Below are 16,569 nucleotides of genomic sequence, written 5' to 3'. Positions count from 1 at the left end.
GCGCTACAGCAGGCCGTGCGCGCGCTGATACGTGGCGGGCGGTGTGCCGACGACCTGCGTGAAGACCCGCGTCAGGTGGGCCTGGTCGCTGAACCCCAATTCGTAGGCGAGCGCCGACCAGTCGATCCTCTCGCCCGAGTGGGCGGCGGCGGCCGCGTCGAGGATGCGAAACCGCTGGATCACCCACTTCGGGCCGATCCCGACGTAGTCGGTGAACAGCCGTTGCAGGGTGCGCAGGCTGCAGCCGGCGTGTGCGGCGAGCTGGTCTGCACGGACGACGTCCCGGCGGCGCTGGGCGTCGCCGACCAGGGTCGTGACCTCCCGTCCCGTCGGGTCCGGAACGGGATCGGTGCGCAGAAGGTACCGCTCGAAGACGTCGATCATCTCCGCGCTGTCCGTGCCGGCGAGGATCCGTTCCGCGACCGGGCGATCGTCACCGGTGAGCAGATCCCGTCCGGGCTGCACGGTCCCCGAGATCGCACCGAGACTGCCCTTCAACAGAGGCCGGAACCCACCGGCGTGGAAGGCGGCCCCCAGCACGTGGCCGTCTCCCGTCAACATTCGGTAGAACGGCGACCGGGAGATCCCGTGCACCAGCAGCTGTCCGTCCTCGGCGGCGACGTGAACGCGCGGCTGAGGAACCACCTGCTGTCGATGCGGCTTCGGCACCGACCACCGCACCAGCCAGTGGTAGTCGACGAACTCGGCCAAATCCGCTCGGGGAGCGACCCGTTCGACCTCGAAACCGGGTTCGCCGGCGGTGGGGCGGACGATCGCCTCGGGGTGTCCTGGCACATTCGGCACTCGCCCATCCTAGTGTCGCGAATGTTCAAGCACGCCACGCCGGCGCGTACCTAGAGTCTCCTGACATGAGCTACTCACACACCGCTCGAAGCAAATTCACCATCGCCGCGTGGTCGGAATCGGTGATCACCGACATCGACGGCGAAGGCACGACCGCCGGCGACACCTACTACCCGGCGCGCGGCGCCACCCGGGCGGCCGTCGAATATTCGTATTCCGGGGACATCGAGGGAACGAGCACGGTGGCCTACCTGATCGCGTACAAGGCCGACGCCGCGCCGGTGCTCGGTCTCGAGCGCTTCGAGGGCTCGATCGGCGGGCACGACGGAACGTGCGTGTTCCAGCACCTCGGCAGCCAGGACCAGGGTTCCGTGTCGGCACGGATCGAGGTGGTGCCGGGTATGGGCACGGGCGGTCTGACCGACCTGCGTGGCAGCGCGGACCTGTCCATCGCCGGACCCGGCGAGGGCGGCTACGAATTCGTCCTGTCCTACGACGTCGGCTGAGTTCGGGTCGTCGGGCGTTCGCTCAGCGGCTTCAGGCCACAGGACGCCGCGAGGCCCTGCGATTCGATGCCCATCGCGGTGTTGGAGCGGGTCATGAAGTTCGTCAGTGCGATGAACGCGGTCAGTTCCACCAGCGCGGCCGGGCCGAGCGCCTCCAGGAGCCTGGCCGACAGTTCGTCGGTGACCGTCGGTGGGGTCAGCGTCATCGCCTCGGCGTACTCCAGCACGTCGCGCTCCAACGGGGTGAAGACGTCCGACTCACGCCACCGGGGCACCTCGCGTGCCTTCGTCTCGTCCAGACCCTTGTTGTGGGCTTGGAAGTAGCCGTAGTCCAGGCAGAAGGCGCAGCCGACCATGCTCGCGACCGCCATGTGGGCAAACGATTTCAGATTCTCGTCGCACCGGTCCCACTTCTGTACCTGCCGGGCGACGCTGAAGCTGAAGTTCGTCACCTTGCGGTTGTGCCACACGACCCCCACCCCCTCGGGCACGTCCCCGAGCATCTTGCGCGACATCCGCTTGACGACCGCACCGTAGATGCCGGTCAATTCTGCCTGCGGGATCCTGGCCATGATTCCTCCTCGGTTCGAATGTTCTCGGCACAGAGACACCGGCCACGAGCCGAATGTGACATCCGAACCGGATTTTTTCGCCGGCCGCCCCTCAGCCCGGCGCGAGTGCGCGGTCGGCCAGCGCGGCGATCACGGGGGAGAGTGCTTGCGCGTGTTCGAGCGTCAGGTGGTTGTCGTCGCGGTACACGAGGTCGTTGCCGACGACCACCGGGCAGCGCTCGGTGGTGCAGAACAGGGTGGTCAGATCGGCGTACCGTCCGCCGCCTGCAGCGGTGGCCGCCGCCTCGGCCGCGACCCCGGCGTCGTTGACCGCGACCAACCGCGGCGGCGAGCAGGCACCCGCGTCGTCGAGGTGTGCGGACAGGCACGTCGGCACGGTCGACTGCGGATCCGGGACGGGACCGAGGACGAGGACGGCCGCACCCGTGGCCCGGAGTTCCGTGACCAACCGGGTCAGGCTGTCGAGCCAGGGCCCGCCGTACACGCTGAAACCGAAATCGGCGCCGTACCGCCGGGACATGCTCAGCACGACCAATTGTGGCCGCTCGGCCCGCAGCCGGTCGAGGATCTCGCCGCGCCACTGCTCGCACTCGCTGTATTCCCGTCCGAGGTAGGGGCTGGTGAGGGGAAGGTCGAGGAGTGGGCAGGTGACCTTGCCCATCGTCTCCAACCGCCAATGCTGCTGTTCGGCGGCCGCTTCGAACGCCGGGGCCCACATCGCGGCATGCGAATCCCCGACGAGCGCCACCGTCGTCGCGGACGTCACGTCACCCGACGCACACTCGTCCTGCCCCACCTCGAGCCATGACCGCACACAGCCGTTGACGAACACCGCGGGCTTGTCGGCCGGTGCGTCGGCGAGCGGCGGCGACAGATTCGACGGAACCGCCTGCAGTCCTGCCGATTCCGCGACCGCCGCCTGCACCTGCGCCGTCATGTCGTGCACCGCCGCGTCACGAGGATCGACTGCGGGAGTGGCCGATTCGACCGGCGCCGAGACGGTGAGGGCTGCTGCGGCGGCGCCGTGTCCGACCGGGACCGGCCGCGCCACCAGCAGCACCAGTGCCGCACAGACGGCGGCGGCGGTGACGGCTCCGCCGAGGACGAGGCTGCGCGAGGCCGAGAGACGCAGCGGAGCCGCGAACCGGACCGGGTTCTCGACCAGGGCCAGTGTCAGTCCGGCCAGACCCGCGGACACCATGACCATCCCCAGCCGATCGGTCAGATCGAGAGAGCGGCCGAGCACGATCGGCGCGAGCAGCAGCACCGGCCAGTGCCAGAGATACCAGGAATAGGACACCCGCCCGACCGCCCGCATCGGCGGCAGGGACAGGCCCCGGCCGACTCCCAGCCGCGGTGCGGCACAGCCCGCTCCGATCACCAGTACCGTGCCGAGAACGGGCAGCAGCGCGGCGGTGCCGGGGTAGGGCGTCTTCTCGCCCAGCCGAAGACAGGCGAAGACGATCAGCGCGAGACCCGCCCATCCGGCCGCCGCAGCGACCATCGGCGGCAGCCGCCGCCAGTGCCGAACCGACAGTGCGACCAACCCGCCTGCGGCCAGTTCCCAGGCGCGGGCGGGCAGCGAGAAGAACGCCCACGGCGGCAGCGTGCGGGTCCAGTCGAGCGAAACCGCGAACGACACCGCCGCGACGACCGCGAGGACTACCAGATACGGGGTGGTCGACGGTGCGTTATCCGGGCCCTGGCGTCGTGTTCGGTGCCGCACGAGCCAGGCGACTCCGATGATCAGCGCAGGCCACAGTAGGTAGAACTGCTCTTCGACGCCGAGCGACCAGTAGTGCTGGAACGGCGACGGGGGCGTGTCGGCGGCCAAATAGTCGGTGCCGTGCAGCGCGAGCCGGTAGTTGCCGACGTAGAGCGCGCTGGCGATGCCGTCGCCGAGGACCGCGCGGGCCTGCAGCGGGGGAAGGAGCAGGGCCGCGCCGATCGCGGTGGCCACCAGCACGACGCACCCGGCGGGCAGCAGCCGCCGGGCACGGGCGCCGTAGAACTCGGCCAGCCCCACGCGGCCGGTGGACGCCACGTCCCGCCACAGCAGCCCGGTGATGAGAAACCCGGAGACGACGAAGAAGATGTCGACACCGGCGAACCCGCCGTCGATCCCGGGCACACCCGCGTGAAAAAACACCACGGCCAGCACCGCGACGGCCCGCAGACCCTCGATGTCCGTACGGAACACGGTTCCCGCGGTCAGGTCACCGGCCTGAGGGCGGTTACCGGATCGGCCCCGTTGTTCCGGACTGGCGACGGTACTCATTCGATCTGCGATCTGTTCATGCGACGAGCCCCTTCAGCTGCAGCACTGGCCTCATGATGACAGCGGTGCCGCAACTTTCCCGAAAGGCACGCCGTACCAGGGCAGAGCGCAATCGGGGCGAACTTTCACACGTGCACGACGACCGACCCGTCGCGGACCGACGCGGGGTAGGTGCGGACCGAGCCCACACCCTCGGATCCGCAGGCGCCCGTGTCGAAGGCGAACGCGTACTGGTGGAGCGGGCACATCACGCCGGTGGCGTCGATCTGCCCGTCGGCGAGGGGACCGCCCTTGTGCGGGCACACCGCGTCCATGGCCCGAACGGTGCCGTCCGACAGCAGGAATACGGCCACCTGACGGTTCTGCACGACGTACGTCCGGCCCTCGCCCGGGGTCAGGTCGCTGACCGGCCCCACTGCCACCTCGGCGGGACCCTCGATCAGGGCGGTCATCGGACCGGCACCTGGGGGAGCGGCAGCAGCGGGAGCGAGGGAGCGAACTGTGCGGGCGATTTCGGTGCGCTGCGCTCCTTCCAGGGATCCCGGTAGCCGTCCACCGCCGTCTGGATCCGCTCATCCAATCCCGTCACGATGTCCTCCTCGTCTCGGACCAGTAGCGCCTGAAGATGTTCGAGCCCCACCCGCGGCACGAAGTCGTAGGTGCGTTCGAGCCATTTCGCGTTCTCGCGGTAGTACTGGATGAATCGCCCGCCGAGTTCGATCACGGCGTCCGGTGATTCGACCGTGGCCAGCAGGTCGCCCTTGCGGATGTGGGCTCCGGCGGCGCCGCCGACGTAGATTTCCCATCGGCCGTCGCCGACCGCGACCACACCGAAGTCCTTGCACAGGGCCTCCGAGCAGTTGCGGGGGCACCCGGCGACCGCGAGTTTCAGCTTCGCGGGCGTCTCCAGGCCCTGAAACCGCTCCTCGAGTGCGATGCCGAGGCTCGTCGAATCGCCGAGACCGTAGCGGCAGAAATCGGTTCCGACGCACGTCTTCACCGTGCGCATGCTCTTGCCGTAGGCGAACCCGGACGGCATGTCGAGGTCACCCCACACCTTGGGGAGGTCCTCCTTCTTGATGCCGAGCAGGTCGATGCGCTGCCCGCCGGTGACCTTCACGAGCGGCACGCCGTACTTGTCGGCGACGTCGGCGATCTTGCGGAGCTGGTCCGGCGTGGTGACACCGCCCTTCATCTGCGGGACCACCGAGAACGTGCCGTCGCGCTGGATGTTGGCGTGCACGCGGTCGTTGATGAACAGCGCGCCTCGCTCGTCCACCCAGTCGGGGCCCCAGATCGTACGGAGCAGGGACGCGAGCGGCATCTTCGCGGACGCGTCCTCCTTCGCGTCCGTCGCGAGTTCGGCGAACACCTGGGACACGGCGCGCAGATCGCGTTCCCGGATGGTCGCGACGAGTTCCGGCTTGCTCATCGGGATGCACGGCACGTACCAGTCGGCGGAGGGGTCTGCTTCGAGTTCGCCGCCGGCGGCGCAGGCCACGATGTCGGCGACGAGTCCCTTGCACGACCCGCAGCCCTTGCCCGCGCGGGTCGTGGCGCAGACGTCGGTGAGGGTCTTGGCGCCGGAATGGACGCAGGCCACCAGATCGCCCTTGCTGACGCCGTTGCAGTTGCACACCTGCAGGTCGTCGGGAAGGTCGGCGACGCCGGCCGCTGCGCCGGGGGCTCCGACGTCGAAGAGCATGCTGATGCGCTCCTCGGGCAGCGGCACCTTGCCGTCGAATGCCTGCGTGAGGAAGCCTGCCTTGCTGATGTCGCCCATCAGCGTGGCGCCGATCAGCTTTCCGTCCCGGACGACGAGGCTCTTGTACGTGCCGCTGCGCGGTTCGTAGTACTGGACGAACTCGTCGTCTGCGGTCTCCGGTCCCTTGACGCCCATCGCGGCCACGTCGACGCCCGCGACCTTCAGTTGGGTGGTGGTGCGCGAACCGACGTAGGCGGCTTCCGGATCGGAGCCGGTGAGAACGTCCGCGAGGATGACCGCCTGCTCCCACACCGGGGCGACGAGGCCGTACGTCTCTCCCCGGTGCTGCGCGCACTCGCCGACGGCGTACACCGAACCCTCGTCCTCGCAGCGCATCTGGTCGTCGACGACGATCCCGCGCTCGACCACCAGACCCGCGGCCCGCGCCAGTTCGGTGTTGGGCCGGATTCCCGCGGTGACGACCACCATGTCGGCGTCCAGCGTGGAGCCGTCGACGAACGACACCCCGGTCACCAGGCCGGCGTCGTCGCGCAGTACGGCGGTGGTCCGCATCGAGGTGTGGACGCCGACACCGAGTTTCTCGATCTCGGCGCGCAGGACGCTGCCGCCGCGTTCGTCGAGTTGCTGATTCATCAGGTGCCCGGGGGAGTGCACGACGTTGACGGTGAGCCCCTGCGTGCGCAGCCCGTACGCGGCCTCGAGCCCGAGCAGACCGCCGCCGATCACCACCGCGGACACGTCGTCGCGTGCCTGCGCCATCTGGAGCATGCCGTTGGTGTCGGCGATGTTGCGGAATCCGAACACCCCGCGGGCCAGGCGTCCGTCGTGCTCGCGCAGTCCGTCCATGTTGGGAAAGAACGTATTGCTGCCTGTGGCGACGATCAGCACGTCGTAGTCGACGACGCGGCCGCTCTCGCACGTGACGGACTTCGCGAACCGGTCGAGCGAGACCGCGCGGTCACCCGCGTGGAGTTTCACGCCGTTCGCCGTGTACCAGCCCATGGGGTTGAGGATCAGGTCCTCGTCGTCGACAGCCGCCTCCCCGGACAGCACGTGCGAGAGCATGATCCGGTTGTAGTTGCCGTAGGGCTCGTCGCCGATCATGGTGATCTCGAACCGCTCACGCCCGCCGCGGTTCAGGATCTCCTCGACGGTGCGGGCGCCGGCCATACCGTTGCCGACGACCAGCAGCTTGCTCGAACTCGGTGTGTGGGCCATGCAAAGAGGCTGCGCCCCGGGAGTGTCGTAACGGCTGCGCGCACGTTACGTGGGAATCAGGAACACCTCACAGCCCTCTCGGGAAGCGTGTCAGGCAGGTGGTCGGTCGCGGGGCATCAGCAGTGGGGCCAGCACGGCGAGGAGCAGGGCGGGCAGAAGGAAGCCCGCCGCGGGCGACACCGCGTACACCGGGGTGAGGGTGATCGGCGCGAGCGCGTTGCCGGTGAACCGCAACGCCTGCACGACGGACACCGCGCCGCCCCGGTTCGGGCCCGGCGACCCGAGCACGGCGGCGTTGACGCCGACCAGGATGAACTGACCTGCGGTTCCGGCCGCAAACCACGCCACGGCCACGACCGCGAGGAGCGACACCGTCCCGGCGGCGGCGACGAGAACCGCACCGCCGAACGCGCCGATCAACACGGCGGCCCGGGCCCCGATCTTGTCGATGACCCCGCCGACGAGGCGTGCGGTGAGGATGCCGGCGACACCGAACCCGGTGAGCAGCAGGCCGCGCTGAGTGGGACTCAGGCCGAACACGTCCTCGGCGCGGAAGGCGACCAGGAAGCTCAGCCCGCCGAGGGCGCCCCAGCCGAGGAGTGCGACCACCCCGATCCTCAGCACCGACGGGGTGAGGGCGTCACGCAGTCGCGGGCGCGCCGCCCCCGGCTCGGCGGGCGGGCTGTCGGGAACGCCGACCAGACCCAGCACCGCGGCGACGAGGGCGATGACGAGGAATGCGAGCCGCCAGTCGACCTCCGCCGCGAGGCCGCCGACGAGCGGGGCACTCGACTGCCCCGCGGCCTGGAAGGCGCCGAAGATCCCCAGCGCCCGGCCGAGGTGCTTCTTCGGCGTCGAGGCGGCGAGCGCGGCCAGCAGCAGCGGCGTCGTGAACGAGTTGGAACATCCCTGGAGCACACGGGCGCCGAGGAAGAGCGGCAGCGTCGGCGCCGCGAAGCAGGCCAGCGACGACAGCAGGTAGACGCCGTACGCGATCCGCACGGTCCGCATCTGCCCCCAGCGGGCGCCCAGCGTGCCCGACACCAGCATGAGCAGCGCGAACGGCAGCAGGTAGGCCGTCAGCGACCCGGCCGCGGCGGACGCGCTCACGCCGAGGTCGTCACCGATCTCGGGGAGGATCGAGGCGACCACACCGCCGCCGAAGGGGCCGAGGAAACCACCGGCGTAGAGCGCCGTGCGCTGGAGCGAGGAACGAAGCGACTCGGACGAGTTCTTCGTCACAGCCCGAAGCTGCCGGGCCCACGCCTGCGGAGATACCGCTCGAACTCGGCCGCAAGCGCGTCACCGTCGATCTTCGAGATGGCGTCGGAGATGTCGGTCTCGGCATCGCCGCGCTCCTCGAGGGAGCGGACATAGTCGCCGATCTCCTCGTCGTCCGCGGTCATTTCGGTGACGGCTTCCTGCCAGTCGTCGGCCTGCGACGGGAGTTCCCCGAGCGGCACCTCGATGTCCAGGACGTCCTCGACCCGTTGCAGCAGTGCCACGGTCGCCTTGGGGTTCGGCGGCTGGGACACGTAATGGGGCACGGCCGCCCAGAACGACACGGCAGGCACACCGGCCCGGACACACGCGTCCTGCAGCACCCCGGTGATCCCGGTCGGCCCCTCGTAGCGGGTCTGCTCCAGCTTGAACCGCTCGGCGGCCTCGCTGCTGTACGCGCTGCCCGTCACCGGGACCGGCCGCGTGTGCGGGGTGTCCGCGAGCAGCGCCCCGAGGATCACCACGGTGTTGATCTGCAGTTGATCGATCAGCTCGAGAAGGTCGTCGCAGAAGCTGCGCCAGCGCATGTTCGGTTCGATTCCGCGCAGCAGCACCACGTCGCGGTCGCTGCCGGGGGGCGAGCACACCGACAGCCGGGTGGCCGGCCACACGATCTCCCGGGTGACACCGTCGACCTGCCGGACCGTGGGGCGATTGACCTGGTAGTCGTAGTATTCCTCGGAGTCCAGTTCGGCCAGCGGCTGGGCGTCCCAGGTCAGTTCGAGGTGCTCGACGGCTCCGCTCGCGGCGTCGCCGGCGTCGTTCCAGCCTTCGAAGGCGGCGACGAGAACAGGGTCACGAAGTACGGGCACGGCGCTGTCGGTGGCACCGTCGTCGGCGGTGTCGGGGGTGTCGTCGTCGGGGCCCGCAGGCGTGACGGGGAACTCACTGGAACTCACCCACCCAGCCTACGGCCAGCGTTGGTTCCCGCGCCCACTAGTCTGGACGGCATGTCTGCGCCATTTCACTCTGCCCTGCTCGATGCGTTGAACCAGCGCGTTGTCATCGGCGACGGAGCCATGGGCACCATGTTGCAGGCCGCGGACCTCACGCTCGACGACTTCCTCGGGCTCGAAGGCTGCAACGAAATCCTCAACGACACCCGCCCTGACGTGCTCAAAGAGATCCACCGCGCGTATTTCGAGGCCGGGGCCGACGCCGTCGAGACCAACACGTTCGGGTGTAACCTCCCCAACCTCGCCGATTACGACATTTCGGACCGTATCCGGGAACTGGCCGAGAAGGGCACCCGGCTGGCGCGTGAGGTTGCCGACGAGATGGGGCCGGGACGCGACGGCATGGGCCGCTTCGTCCTCGGCTCGATGGGGCCCGGAACCAAGCTGCCGACGCTCGGCCACGCGCCGTTCGCGATCCTGCGCGACGCCTACGCCGAAGCCGCGATGGGCATGATCGACGGGGGCGCCGACGCGATCCTCGTCGAGACCTGCCAGGACCTGCTGCAAGTGAAGGCGGCCATCCTGGGCAGTCAGCGGGCGATGGAGACGCTGGGGTCGCGGCTGCCGATCATCACCCACGTCACGGTCGAGACCACCGGCACGATGCTGCTCGGCAGTGAGATCGGTGCCGCGCTGACCGCGCTCGAACCACTCGGTATCGACATGATCGGGCTCAACTGCGCGACCGGTCCCGCCGAGATGAGCGAACATCTCCGCCACCTGTCCAAGTACAGCTCGCTCCCCGTATCGGTGATGCCCAACGCCGGACTGCCGCAGCTCGGCCCGAAGGGCGCCGAGTATCCGCTCACCGCGGAGGAACTCGCCGAGGCGCTCAGCGGCTTCGTCACCGAGTTCGGTCTCGGCCTGGTCGGCGGCTGCTGCGGCACCACCCCGGAGCACATCCGGCAGGTGGCCGAGGCGGTCCGCCTCGTCGAGAAGGCCGCGCGCAACCCGGTGCACGAGTCGGGGACGTCGTCGCTGTACACGGCGGTGCCGTTCGAGCAGGACGCCAGCATTCTGATGATCGGCGAGCGCACGAACTCCAACGGCTCCAAGGCATTTCGTGAGGCGATGATCGCCGAGGACTACCAGAAGTGCCTCGACATCGCGAAGGATCAGACCCGCGACGGCGCCCACATGCTCGACCTCAACGTCGACTACGTCGGACGTGATGGCGCCGCCGACATGGCCGCCCTCGCGAGCCGGTTCGCGACGTCGTCGACGCTGCCGATCATGCTCGACTCCACCGAGCCCGCGGTCCTGCAGGCCGGCCTCGAACACCTCGGCGGCCGGTGCGCCGTCAACTCCGTCAACTACGAGGACGGCGACGGACCGGACTCGCGGTTCCAGAAGATCATGCGGCTCGTCAAGGAACACGGCGCCGCCGTCGTCGCGCTGACCATCGACGAGGAGGGCCAGGCGCGCACCGCCGAGCACAAGGTCCGCATCGCCGAGCGCCTGCTCGACGACATCACCGTGAACTGGGGCCTCGACGAGTCCGACATCATCATCGACGCGCTGACCTTCCCGATCTCCACCGGTCAGGAAGAGGTCCGCCGCGACGGCATCGAGACGATCGAGGCGATCCGCGAACTGAAGAAGCGGCACCCGCGGGTGCACTTCACCCTCGGCGTGTCCAACATCTCGTTCGGCCTCAACCCCGCCGCCCGTCAGGTGCTGAACTCCGTGTTCCTGCACGAGTGCACCGAGGCGGGCCTGGACACGGCCATCGTGCACGCGTCGAAGATCCTGCCGATGGCCCGGATCCCCGACGAACAGCGCGAAACGGCCCTCGACCTGGTCTACGACCGCCGGCGCGAGGGCTACGACCCGCTGCAGAAACTGATGGAACTGTTCGAGGGCGTCTCCGCGGCGTCGGCGCGCGAATCCCGCGCCCAGGAACTGGCGGCGCTTCCGCTGTTCGAGCGGCTGGAAAGGCGCATCGTCGACGGTGAACGCAACGGCCTCGACGACGACCTCACCGCGGCGATGGAAGAGAAGCCGCCGCTCGCGATCATCAACGAGACCCTGCTGTCCGGCATGAAGACCGTCGGCGAACTCTTCGGGTCCGGGCAGATGCAGTTGCCGTTCGTGCTGCAGTCCGCCGAGGTGATGAAGGCGGCCGTGGCGTACCTCGAACCGCACATGGAGGCCACCGACGAGGACGGCAAGGGCCGCATCGTCATCGCCACCGTGAAGGGCGACGTCCACGACATCGGCAAGAACCTCGTCGACATCATCCTGAGCAACAACGGGTACGACGTGGTGAACCTCGGCATCAAGCAGCCGATCGCGACGATCCTCGACGCGGCGATCGAGCAGAAGGCCGACGTCATCGGCATGTCCGGTCTGCTCGTGAAGTCGACCGTGGTGATGAAGGACAACCTGCAGGAACTCAATTCCAAGGGCGTCGCGGAGAAGTTCCCCGTCCTCCTCGGCGGTGCCGCGCTGACCCGCTCGTACGTGGAGAACGACCTGGCCGAGGTGTACGAGGGCGACGTCAGCTACGCGCGCGACGCATTCGAGGGCCTGCACAGGATGGACGAGATCATGGCCGTCAAACGCGGCGGCGGACCCGACCCGGACAGCCCGGAAGCGATCGCGGCCCGGGAGAAGGCGGCCGAACGCAAGGCCCGCCACGAACGGTCCAAGCGGATCGCGGAGAAGCGCAAGGCGGCCGAGACCCCGGTCGAGGTGCCGGAGCGGTCCGACGTGGCCACCGACATCGTCGTCCCGAGCCCGCCGTTCTGGGGCAACCGGATCGTGAAGGGTGTCTCGCTGTCCGACTACGCCGGACTGCTGGACGAGCGCGCCCTGTTCCTCGGGCAGTGGGGCCTGCGCGGGCAGCGTTCCGGCGATGGTCCCACCTACGAGGAACTGGTGGAAACGGAGGGCCGCCCGCGTCTGCGGTACTGGCTCGACCGGCTGAGCACCGAGGGAATCCTCGCGCACGCCGCCGTGGTGTACGGCTATTTCCCCGCCGTGTCCGAGGGCGACGACGTGGTCGTGCTCACCGACCCGGCGCCCGACGCGGACGAACGCTTCCGGTTCACGTTCCCGCGCCAGCACCGGGACCGGTTCCTGTGCGTCGCCGACTTCGTCCGGTCCCGTACCGAGGCGAAGGAGACCGGTCAGGTCGACGTGTTCCCGATGCAGCTGGTCACCATGGGGCAGCCGATCGCGGACTTCGCGAACGAACTGTTCGCCGCCAACTCGTACCGCGACTACCTCGAGGTGCACGGCATCGGCGTGCAGCTGACGGAATCGCTGGCCGAGTACTGGCATCGACGGGTCCGTGAAGAACTCGTGCTGCCCGGCGGCCACAACGTGGCCGAGCAGGATCCGTCGGAGGTGTCGGGGTTCTTCGACCTCGCCTACCGCGGCGCCCGCTACTCCTTCGGGTACGGCGCCTGCCCCAACCTGGAGGACCGCGCGAAGATGGTCGCTCTCCTCGAACCGGAACGGATCGGTGTGAAGTTGTCGGAGGAACTGCAGTTGCATCCCGAGCAGTCCACGGATGCGTTCGTGCTGCACCACCCCGAGGCGAAGTACTTCAATGTCTGACGCATTCGACGGTCTTGCAGGCGTGCTGTGGGACATGGACGGAACGCTGCTCGATTCCGAGAAGATGTGGGACGTCGCGGTCCGCGAGTTGTCGATTCACCTCGGTGGTCCGATGACCGAGGAGACCCGGCTGAAGACGATCGGCGCGTCCAGCGCCAACGCGCTCGGCGTCATCTTCGACGCTCTCGGTCTCGACCGGGATCCGGCGGCCCTCGCCGACGCCAAGGAATGGATGTTCACCCGCGTGGAGGAACTGTTCGGCGACGGGATTCCGTGGCGGCCGGGCGCCCACGACGCACTGCGGACGGCCCGGGCCCACGGCCTGAGGTCGGCGCTGGTGACCAACACCGAGCGTCGTCTCACCGAGCGGGCACTCGAGACGCTCGGCAGGCACCACTTCGACCACTCGGTGTGCGGCGACGAGGTGCCGGCAGGTAAACCGCATCCCGACCCGTACCTGCGGGGCGCCGAACTGCTCGGGCTGCATCCGTCGCAGTGCCTCGCGATCGAGGACTCGCCCACCGGCGCGGCGTCCGCGCAGGCTGCGGGGTGCGTCGTCCTGATCGTCCCGTGCGAGATCCCGGTGGCCGACGGCCCGGGGCGGGTGTTCCGGGACAGTCTCGTAGGCATCACCGGTTCCGATCTGGCCGAGGCCTGGGCGCAGCCGAGCGGTGTGCGTCTCTAGGTAGTCTGGTTTCCCGTGGCTGTCCCGAAAATCGTGCTGTTCTACGTGTTCACCCCGCTCGCCGACCCGGAGGCGATCCGGCTGTGGCAGTACACGCTCGCCGAGGCACACAACCTGACCGGACGGATCCTCGTCTCCGAGCACGGCATCAACGCGACCGTCGGCGGCGACATCCGCGACGTCAAGCGGTACGTGAAGGGGACGCGCGGCTACGCGCCGTTCAAGGACGCCGACATCAAGTGGTCGGACGGGCTGGGGGACGATTTCCCGCGGCTCAGCGTGAAGGTGCGGTCGGAGATCGTGACGTTCGGTGCACCGGGCGAGCTGAAGGTGGACGCGGACGGCGTCGTCGGCGGCGGTACTCACCTGGCGCCGGACGAGGTGCACCGCCTGGTCGAGGGGCGCGGTGACGACGTCGTTTTCTTCGACGGACGCAACGGTTTCGAGGCGGAGATCGGCCGATTCCGGGACGCCGTCGTGCCGGATGTGTCCACCACCCGCGACTTCGTGCACGAACTCGACAGCGGCAAGTACGACCATCTGAAGCACAAGGCCGTCGTCACCTACTGCACCGGGGGAGTGCGGTGCGAGGTCCTGTCCTCGCTGATGCGGTCGCGCGGGTTCGGTGAGGTCTACCAACTCGACGGCGGCATCGTCCGCTACGGCGAGGCGTTCGGCGACTCGGGTCTGTGGGAGGGGTCGCTGTACGTCTTCGACAAGCGGATGACCATCGAGTTCAGCGATCAGGCCAAGACCCTGGGACGATGCACCCGGTGCGGCGGTCCGACGTCCCGGTACGAGAATCTGCCGGACGACCGGGGCCGAGAACTCGTGCTCGTGTGCGCCGGCTGCACCGAGAACCGGGCGGGCTGAGGTGGCCGGGGCGCCGCTGCCCGTCCGCAACGGTCTCGGTCCCGATCGCATCCGGATGCCGGCCGGGCTCGGTGCGAAGACCGTCGCCGAATTCCTGGTCGAGACGTACCCGGACGAGCGGGCGCACTGGCTGTCGCTGATCGACGGTGGGGAAGTCGTCGACGAGCACGGCAGGGTCGTCGACCGCGGCACCCGCTATGCGCCGACCCGGTTCGTGTACTTCTATCGCGACCCCGCACCCGAGATCCCGGTTCCGTTCGAGATCGACATCCTCCACCGCGACGACCACCTCGTGGTGATCGACAAGCCCCACTTCCTCGCGACCATCCCGCGGGGCGCGCACATCACCGAGACGGCGGTCGTGCGGTTGCGGCGGGCGCTCGACCTCCCCGATCTCACTCCGGCGCACCGGCTCGACCGGATGACGGCCGGTGTGCTGGTGTTCCTGATCCGGCGGGAAGACCGCCGGGCGTATCAGGAACTGTTCGTCTCCCAGCAGGTCACCAAGGAATACGAGGCCGTCGCCGGGCACGATCCCGCGCTGGAGTTTCCGCGCATCATCCGCAGCCGCATCGTCAAGGAACACGGGATCATGACGGCCACGGAGGAACCGGGCGAGCCGAACAGCGAAACCGTCGTCGACCTGATCGAGACCCGCGACGCCCGCGCCCGCTACCGGCTGCTGCCGAAGACCGGCCGGACCCACCAACTGCGGCTGCACATGTCGTCGCTGGGGCTGCCGATCGAAGGCGACAACTACTACCCGGATTTCCGCCGATCCGAGCCCGGCGACTTCTCGACGCCGTTGCGGTTGCTGGCGCGGGCCATCGAGTTCACCGATCCCCGTTCGGGCCGGGTCCGCCGGTTCGAGAGTCGCCGCACACTCGGGTGGTGACCGGTTCGGAGAGGTCCGCGGCGGCGTGAAACAATGGGTCCTCGTGAAGACCTTCGAATCCCTGTTCGCCGAGCTGACCGAGCGTGCCGCTACCCGCCCCGAGGGGTCCGGCACCGTTGCCGCCCTCGACGCCGGCGTCCATTCGCAGGGAAAGAAGATCCTCGAAGAGGCGGGTGAGGTGTGGATCGCCGCCGAGCACGAAAGCGACGAGGCGCTCGCCGAGGAGATCTCCCAACTGCTGTACTGGACGCAGGTGCTGATGGTGGGTAAGGGCCTGAAACTCGAGGACGTCTACCGACATCTGTGATCGGTGATCGAGACTCCTCCACCCGCTCCCGAAAGGAACCCTCAGCCATGCTGCGCGTCGCAGTCCCGAACAAGGGCTCGCTGTCCGAGTCCGCCGCCGAAATCCTCTCCGAGGCCGGCTACCGCCGTCGCACCGACTCCCGCGACCTGACGGTCCTCGACCCGTCCAACCAGGTCGAGTTCTTCTTCCTGCGCCCCAAGGACATCGCGATCTACGTCGGTTCCGGTGAACTCGACCTCGGCATCACCGGCCGCGACCTCGCCCGTGATTCGGGCGCCCCGGTCGCCGAGCGGCTGTCGCTCGGCTTCGGCCGCTCCACGTTCCGGTACGCCGCCCCCGCGGGCAAGGACTGGAAGGTCGAGGACCTCGCCGGGCTCCGGATCGCCACGTCCTACCCCAACCTGGTGCGCGACGACCTCTCCGCACGCGGGATCGAGGCCTCGGTCATCCGACTCGACGGCGCCGTGGAGATCTCCATCCAGCTCGGGGTCGCGGACGCGATCGCCGACGTCGTCGGATCCGGCCGCACGCTGCGCCAGCACAACCTGGTCGCGTTCGGTGACACCCTGTGCGACTCCGAGGGTGTGCTCATCGAGCGCGCCGGTTCGCCCGCCGACGATTCCGCGCGCAACCAGTTGGTCGAGCGGGTGCGCGGCATCGTCTTCGCGCAGCAGAATCTGATGCTCGACTACGACTGCCCGAAGACGATCCTCGACGACGCGCTGAAGATCACCCCCGGACTGGAGTCGCCGACGCTGTCGCCGCTCGCCGACGAGAACTGGGTGGCGGTCCGGGCGATGGTGCCGATCAAGGGCCACAACGGAGTGATGGACGAACTCGCGGACCTCGGCGCCAAGGCCATCCTCGCGTCGAACATCCGGTCCTGCCGCGCACTCTGATCTCG

Annotated in this window: 14 protein-coding genes; 7 read left to right on the top strand and 7 right to left on the bottom strand. The window is 68.8% G+C overall.

Annotation, left to right across the window (positions count from 1 at the left end):
- Window positions 1-3: 3 nt before the first annotated feature.
- Window positions 4-804: an AraC family transcriptional regulator gene (locus I1A62_RS10950; protein ID WP_124395183.1), complete on the bottom strand. Its 801-nt coding sequence runs from the start codon at window positions 802-804 to the stop codon at window positions 4-6.
- A gap of 65 nt (window positions 805-869) precedes the next feature.
- Between I1A62_RS10950 and I1A62_RS10945 the strand changes: the two genes are divergently transcribed.
- Window positions 870-1,310, top strand: coding sequence for a DUF3224 domain-containing protein (locus I1A62_RS10945; protein WP_219458708.1), 441 nt, complete (start codon window positions 870-872; stop codon window positions 1,308-1,310).
- Here I1A62_RS10945 and I1A62_RS10940 read toward each other — a convergent pair.
- The 6 genes from I1A62_RS10940 to I1A62_RS10915 all read right to left on the bottom strand — a co-directional run bounded on the left by I1A62_RS10940 (window position 1,295) and on the right by I1A62_RS10915 (window position 9,284).
- Complete coding sequence (locus tag I1A62_RS10940) at window positions 1,295-1,882, bottom strand: carboxymuconolactone decarboxylase family protein (protein ID WP_206010975.1); 588 nt, start codon at window positions 1,880-1,882, stop codon at window positions 1,295-1,297. The two genes, I1A62_RS10945 and I1A62_RS10940, sit on opposite strands and share 16 nt — an antisense overlap.
- A gap of 91 nt (window positions 1,883-1,973) precedes the next feature.
- Window positions 1,974-4,160 carry an acyltransferase family protein gene (locus I1A62_RS10935; protein ID WP_219458707.1) on the bottom strand — a complete coding sequence of 729 codons (2,187 nt, stop codon included), beginning with the start codon at window positions 4,158-4,160 and terminating at the stop codon, window positions 1,974-1,976.
- 125 nt (window positions 4,161-4,285) lie between these two features.
- On the bottom strand, window positions 4,286-4,612 hold the full coding sequence (locus tag I1A62_RS10930; RefSeq protein ID WP_087556995.1) for a nitrite reductase (NAD(P)H) small subunit: 327 nt from the start codon (window positions 4,610-4,612) through the stop codon (window positions 4,286-4,288).
- Window positions 4,609-7,104, bottom strand: a complete 2,496-nt coding sequence (gene nirB, locus I1A62_RS10925; RefSeq protein ID WP_219458706.1) for a nitrite reductase large subunit NirB — start codon at window positions 7,102-7,104, stop codon at window positions 4,609-4,611. Before nirB ends, I1A62_RS10930 begins: the two co-directional genes overlap by 4 nt.
- Window positions 7,105-7,194: 90 nt before the next feature.
- A complete protein-coding gene (locus I1A62_RS10920) occupies window positions 7,195-8,346 on the bottom strand; it encodes an MFS transporter (RefSeq protein WP_124395177.1) in 1,152 nt (383 codons plus the stop codon).
- On the bottom strand, window positions 8,343-9,284 hold the full coding sequence (locus I1A62_RS10915) for a PAC2 family protein (protein WP_124395176.1): 942 nt from the start codon (window positions 9,282-9,284) through the stop codon (window positions 8,343-8,345). Before I1A62_RS10915 ends, I1A62_RS10920 begins: the two co-directional genes overlap by 4 nt.
- Before the next feature lie 51 nt (window positions 9,285-9,335).
- On the opposite strand from I1A62_RS10915, the gene metH reads away from it, so the two are divergent.
- Genes metH through hisG form a run of 6 tightly spaced genes read left to right on the top strand, consistent with a single transcriptional unit; the run spans window position 9,336 to window position 16,564 of the window.
- Complete coding sequence (metH, locus tag I1A62_RS10910; protein ID WP_124395175.1) at window positions 9,336-12,905, top strand: methionine synthase; 3,570 nt, start codon at window positions 9,336-9,338, stop codon at window positions 12,903-12,905.
- Window positions 12,898-13,590: an HAD family phosphatase gene (locus I1A62_RS10905; protein ID WP_124395174.1), complete on the top strand. Its 693-nt coding sequence runs from the start codon at window positions 12,898-12,900 to the stop codon at window positions 13,588-13,590. Before metH ends, I1A62_RS10905 begins: the two co-directional genes overlap by 8 nt.
- 15 nt (window positions 13,591-13,605) lie before the next feature.
- Complete coding sequence (locus I1A62_RS10900) at window positions 13,606-14,463, top strand: rhodanese-related sulfurtransferase (RefSeq protein WP_124395173.1); 858 nt, start codon at window positions 13,606-13,608, stop codon at window positions 14,461-14,463.
- A gap of 1 nt (window position 14,464) precedes the next feature.
- Complete coding sequence (locus tag I1A62_RS10895; RefSeq protein WP_124395172.1) at window positions 14,465-15,358, top strand: pseudouridine synthase; 894 nt, start codon at window positions 14,465-14,467, stop codon at window positions 15,356-15,358.
- Window positions 15,359-15,383: 25 nt separating this feature from the next.
- Window positions 15,384-15,665 (top strand): phosphoribosyl-ATP diphosphatase, encoded by a 282-nt coding sequence (locus tag I1A62_RS10890; RefSeq protein ID WP_009473527.1) that lies wholly within the window; start codon window positions 15,384-15,386, stop codon window positions 15,663-15,665.
- Window positions 15,666-15,712: 47 nt separating this feature from the next.
- Complete coding sequence (gene hisG / locus I1A62_RS10885; RefSeq protein ID WP_012687844.1) at window positions 15,713-16,564, top strand: ATP phosphoribosyltransferase; 852 nt, start codon at window positions 15,713-15,715, stop codon at window positions 16,562-16,564.
- The last annotated feature ends 5 nt before the right edge of the window (window positions 16,565-16,569 follow it).

This window comes from Rhodococcus sp. USK10 (genome assembly GCF_019378875.1).
In the GTDB taxonomy this organism is placed as follows: domain Bacteria; phylum Actinomycetota; class Actinomycetes; order Mycobacteriales; family Mycobacteriaceae; genus Rhodococcus_F; species Rhodococcus_F pseudokoreensis.
The sequence above is the reverse complement of the archived record's forward strand: the minus strand, read 5'-3'. Positions and strand labels throughout refer to the sequence as shown.